Annotated in this window: 6 protein-coding genes; all 6 read left to right on the forward strand. The window is 66.1% G+C overall.

Annotated features, from left to right (window positions below; all coding sequences use genetic code 11):
- The first annotated feature begins 229 nt into the window (after positions 1-229).
- Positions 230-742, forward strand: coding sequence for an ABC transporter permease (locus A3764_RS07560; RefSeq protein ID WP_443069366.1), 513 nt, complete (start codon positions 230-232; stop codon positions 740-742).
- Positions 743-803: 61 nt separating this feature from the next.
- A complete protein-coding gene (locus A3764_RS07565) occupies positions 804-1,850 on the forward strand; it encodes an aromatic ring-hydroxylating oxygenase subunit alpha (protein ID WP_067925739.1) in 1,047 nt (348 codons plus the stop codon).
- A complete protein-coding gene (locus A3764_RS07570; protein ID WP_067925742.1) occupies positions 1,847-2,587 on the forward strand; it encodes an SDR family oxidoreductase in 741 nt (246 codons plus the stop codon). Before A3764_RS07565 ends, A3764_RS07570 begins: the two co-directional genes overlap by 4 nt.
- Positions 2,584-3,393: an alpha/beta fold hydrolase gene (locus A3764_RS07575; protein ID WP_067925745.1), complete on the forward strand. Its 810-nt coding sequence runs from the start codon at positions 2,584-2,586 to the stop codon at positions 3,391-3,393. The genes A3764_RS07570 and A3764_RS07575 overlap by 4 nt, the downstream gene beginning before the upstream one ends.
- A 28-nt stretch (positions 3,394-3,421) precedes the next feature.
- Positions 3,422-4,351 (forward strand): VOC family protein, encoded by a 930-nt coding sequence (locus A3764_RS07580; protein WP_067925748.1) that lies wholly within the window; start codon positions 3,422-3,424, stop codon positions 4,349-4,351.
- A partial coding sequence (locus A3764_RS07585; RefSeq protein ID WP_150122105.1) for an SDR family NAD(P)-dependent oxidoreductase occupies positions 4,351-4,723 on the forward strand: 373 nt, incomplete at its 3' end. The genes A3764_RS07580 and A3764_RS07585, both read left to right, overlap by 1 nt.

Below are 4,723 nucleotides of genomic sequence, written 5' to 3' on the forward strand. Positions count from 1 at the left end.
AAGGCAGAGAATCATCGATCTCNTTGTGCTGCTTGCTTGGGAATTCCTTCCCACCGCGCTGGATGTGCCGAAGTTCATCATTCCGACGTTGTCGGACTGCCTTGCCGAACTGGCGCGCATGTGGGCCTACGAGGGGCTTTTGGGTCACTTCCTGTCCACCGCGCTTTATACCGTGCTGGGCTTTATCGTGGGCAGCCTGCTGGGCGCGGTGCTGGGATATCTTCTGGGCATGTCCGCCTTCTGGGAGAAGGTTCTGTCGCCCTATATCCTCGCGCTGCAGATCGCGCCGAAGGTCGCCTTTGCCCCGCTTTTCATCATGTGGTTCGGCTATAACGCCATGCCGAAACTGCTGGTGACGGTGCTGATCGTGTTCTTCCCGGTGCTGGTCAACGTGCTGCAGGCCATGCGCACCGTCGACCGGGATCTGGTGAACCTCGCCCGGGCCTACAACCTCAGCCGGCTGGGGGTCTTCTGGAAGGTCGAGATGCCCTCGACCCTGCCGAACCTGATGGCCGGGCTGCGCATCGCTTCCACCCTTGCCGTGATCGGTGTGACCGTGGGCGAACTGGTGGGCGGCAACACGGGGCTTGGCTTCCTGATTTCCTACGGCGGCGGACAGGCCAATGCGGCCATGGTCTTCAACGCGATCCTGCTGCTCACGGTGATCGGATACGCGCTCTATTTCGCGCTGGTCAAGATCGAGGCCCGCGTCCTGCATTATCTGCCCCGCGCCGAACACTGACGCCGGGCAGCACACCCCATTCGACCGCGCATCGCGGCACCAGAGACAAGGGAGAAGGCAAATGACTGTCATCGACAAGAAGGCGCTGATCGAGAAGCGCGTGAACGAGGGGCTGAAGGGTCAGTGGTATCCGGTCTGCAAATCGGTGGAGGTGAAGACCTCCAAACCGTACGGGACCAAGCTCCTGGGTCAGAAGCTGGTGCTGTGGCGCGATGGCGCAGGAAAGATCCGCTGTCTTGAGGATTTCTGCCCGCACCGCGGCGCGCCGCTCAGCTATGGCGAGGTACACGGCGGCAACGTCGCCTGCCGCTACCACGGTGTTGTCGTCGATGGCGACGGCGTGGTTCAGCAGGTGCCGGCGATGCCCGAATGTGCGCTGGAGGGGCGCAAGGCGCTGCAGTCCTACATCGTGCGGGAAAGCAACGATGCGGTTTTCGTCTACGTGCCCTCGGCCGACCGGCCCGAACCGCCCGAACTGGCCCTGCCCAAGGAACTGACCAGCGACGAATGGACCGGTTTCCTTTGCACCAGCGTCTGGGAAACCAACTACCGCTACGCGCTCGACAACCTCGCCGACCCGATGCACGGCTGCTATCTGCATGCCGAAAGCTTCACGCTGGCCTATGGGTCCAAGCAGGACCTGATGCAGCTCAACAAGACCGAGGACGGCTTCCGTATCGAGCGGGTGGGCCAGACGGGCGAGAACTTCGACTGGACGGAATTCGAAATCCACGACGGGTCGATGTTCTGTTTTCTCGACATTCCCTATCCGCCTGCCGCCGGGCCGGGCGGGGTCTTCCGGATCATCGGCTTTACCACGCCGGTGGATGAGACCACCTGCCGCGTGTTCTTCTGGCGGATGCGCAAGGTAGAGGATACGGCCCGCGAAAGCTGGCGTTTCCTTTATCGCGCGGTGCTGGAGACAAATCACTGGAACGTGCTGGAGCAGGACCGGGTGATGCTGGAAGGCATGCCGGACGACGCCCGCCGACGCGAGATGCTCTATCAGCATGACCTTGGTGTCAGCCGGATCCGCCAGATCCTGACCCGGGCCGCCAAGGCGCAGGTCGAGGCGGAACTGAAGTCAGAGCAGATGGCCGCGGAATGACCCTGTCGGGCCGTCATATCCTTGTCACCGGCACGGCGCGGGGGCTGGGCGCGGAGATCGCCCGGTCGCTGGCGGGCGCGGGGGCGCGGTTGATCCTTGCCGATATCGCCGAGGACGAGGGGCGCGCCACCGCGCGGGAGCTTTCCGCCGACTTCGTGGCGGTCGACCTGGCCGATCCCGCTTCGGTCGCCGCCTGCGGCGAAGAGGTCGCGGCGCTGACCGGGGGCAAGCTGCACGGGCTGATCAACAACGGCGCCATTGCCACGGGCATCGGCGGCGTTCCCTACGACGAGATCGAGCCGGAGAGCTGGGATCTGGTGCAACGCGTTAACGTGCGCGGCACTTGGCTGATGGTGCGGGCCTGTGCGCCCCTGCTGAAAGCCTCGGGTTCGGGCCGGATCGTCAACATGGCGTCGGACACCGCGCTTTGGGGTGCGCCCCGGCTGATGTCCTATGTGGCAAGCAAGGGTGCGGTGATCGCGATGACGCGGTCGCTGGCGCGGGAACTGGGGCCGGACCGCATCGGGGTAACGGCGGTCGCGCCGGGGATACTGACGACGGAAAGCACCGAATACGTGCCCGAAGCGCGCCATACGCAATACGCCGAAGGCCGCGCCGTTCCCGGCCCGCAGGCCCCGCAGGACATCACCGACGTCGTCGCCTTTCTCGTCACCGAGGGGGCGCTGACGCTCACCGGGCAGGTTCTGCCCGTCAACAACGGGTTTGTTTTCGCATGAACTGGACCGCCGCAACATCCGAGGGGATCGAATACCTCGAACGCCCGGGCGCGGGGGCCGTGATGGTGCTCTTGCACGGGATCGGCTCCAACGCAGCATCCTTCACGCCGCTGCTGGCGCATCTGCCCGAAAACCTGCGGGTCATCGCGTGGAATGCACCGGGCTATGGCGGCTCCGCGCCGCTGGCGCGGGACTGGCCGCAGGCGCAGGACTATGCCGCAGCGCTCTCCGATTTTCTGGATCGCCTCGGGATCGAGTGCTGCGCAATGCTGGGCCATTCGCTGGGCGCGCTGATGGCGGCCTCTTTCGCCGCGGGCGCGGCGAACCGGGTGTCGCATCTGACGCTGGCCGCTCCGGCCATCGGCCATGGGGTCCCCCCGGGGGAGGCGCTGAGCGCCCCGGCGCAGGCCCGGATCGAGGCGTTGGAGCGCCTTGGCGCGCCCGCCTTCGCGGCGGAGCGCGCGGCGCGGCTGCTGCACCTGCCGGAGCGTGAGCCCGAAGCGCTCGCGCTGGTCGAGGGCGCGATGGCGCAGGTGTCGATGCCCGGTTACGGGCAGGCGGCGCGGATGCTGGCCTCTGGCCGGCTGCTCGACGATGCGGAACGGCTCTGGGTGCCCACGGATGTGATCGTGGGCGCGGAGGACCGGATCACCCCGCCGGAGGGGGCGCGGCGCCTGCACGGCGTGCTGCGCGGGCGCGCCCGGGGCCGCTTTACCGAACTGCCGGGGCTGGGCCATGCGCTTTACCAACAGCGGCCGGCGCGATTTGCCGAAACCCTTTCGACAACGGCCGCGGCGGCGGCGTGACACACAGGGAACACAGGGAGGGGACAAGATGACCGATATCGTTCGCACGGGCAGTCTGCGCGGCATCATGATGCGGGGCCCGGGTCTGACCCAGACACTGCCATTCTACGAAGACATGTGGGGCCTGAAACTGGCCCATTCCGAAGAGGGCACCGCCCTGCTGCGCGGCACGGGGGAGGAGACGTTTCTTTACGGGCTGAAGGAGGGGCCGGTCTTCGGGATCGAATACGTCCATTTCGCCATGCCGGACCGCGACAGCATGGATGCGCTGCACGCACAATGCACCGCAGAGGGCGCGACGGTGCTGGGCGAGCCGGCAGACTTCGACGACTGGGCGGGTGGATATGGTTTTGAGGTGCTGGACCCCGACAACCGCCGCCTGCGCTTTCGAACCGACGCGCGGTTGCTGGAGGAGGAAACCGAATGGGCCAAGCCCCGCAAGGTGAGCCATGTGGTACTGAACACCCCCGACATGGAAGGCACGCAGGACTTCTATGAAACGGTGCTGGGGTTCCGGGTCTCGGACTATTCCGCCGACCAGATGGTTTTCCTGCGCTGCAACAGCGATCACCATTCCATCGCGCTGGTGCGCGGTGCCTACGCCAGCGTGAACCACGTGGCCTTCGAGATGCCGACGCTGGACGAATTCATGCGCGGCATCGGGCGGATGAAGCAGAAGGGCCATGTGCCGACATGGGGGCCGGGGCGGCACGGGCCGGGCGACAATCCCTTTGCCTATTTCGTCTCGCCCTCGGGGTTCGTGATCGAGTTCACCTCTGAGCTGCAACAGATCGACGAGACCACGCATGAGGCGCAGGTCTGGCCGCGCGACGATCCCGAAAAGATGGACCGCTGGATGACCGCCGGCCCGCCCACGCCCGCGCAGCGCGCGGTGATGCAGGGCCGGCCCGATCCGGGCTTTCCCGAACTGCGGTCGAAGGCACGGGGGGCGGCGTGATGCACTATGGCTATGACGGATGCGTGGCCGTTGTCACGGGCGGGTCCTCCGGCATCGGGCTGGCGACGGTGCGGCTGCTGTTGGAAAGCGGCGCGCGGGTCGCTTTTTGCGCCCGCAACGAGAACCGGCTGAACGACGTGGCCGCCGTGCTGCGGCGCGACTTCGGGGCCGACAATGTGCTGACGGCGGCCTTTTCGGTGCTGGACAAGGAGGCGGTGAATGATTTCGCCTCACAGGTGCGGGCCCGGTTCGGCACATGCGATCTGCTGGTCAACAACGCGGGGCAGGGGCGGATCTCCTCCTTCGCGGATACCAGCGATGACGACTGGCGCGCGGAATACGAGCTGAAGCTCTTTTCACAGATCCTGCCCC

This window comes from Sulfitobacter sp. HI0129 (assembly GCF_001635395.1).
GTDB lineage: Bacteria > Pseudomonadota > Alphaproteobacteria > Rhodobacterales > Rhodobacteraceae > Sulfitobacter.

Coding starts and splice junctions, on each gene's coding strand:
- A3764_RS07560 (WP_443069366.1), top strand. CDS start 230: ATGTCCGCCTTCTGGGAGAAGGTTCTGTCGCCCTATATCCTCGCGCTG.
- A3764_RS07565 (WP_067925739.1), top strand. CDS start 804: ATGACTGTCATCGACAAGAAGGCGCTGATCGAGAAGCGCGTGAACGAG.
- A3764_RS07570 (WP_067925742.1), top strand. CDS start 1,847: ATGACCCTGTCGGGCCGTCATATCCTTGTCACCGGCACGGCGCGGGGG.
- A3764_RS07575 (WP_067925745.1), top strand. CDS start 2,584: ATGAACTGGACCGCCGCAACATCCGAGGGGATCGAATACCTCGAACGC.
- A3764_RS07580 (WP_067925748.1), top strand. CDS start 3,422: ATGACCGATATCGTTCGCACGGGCAGTCTGCGCGGCATCATGATGCGG.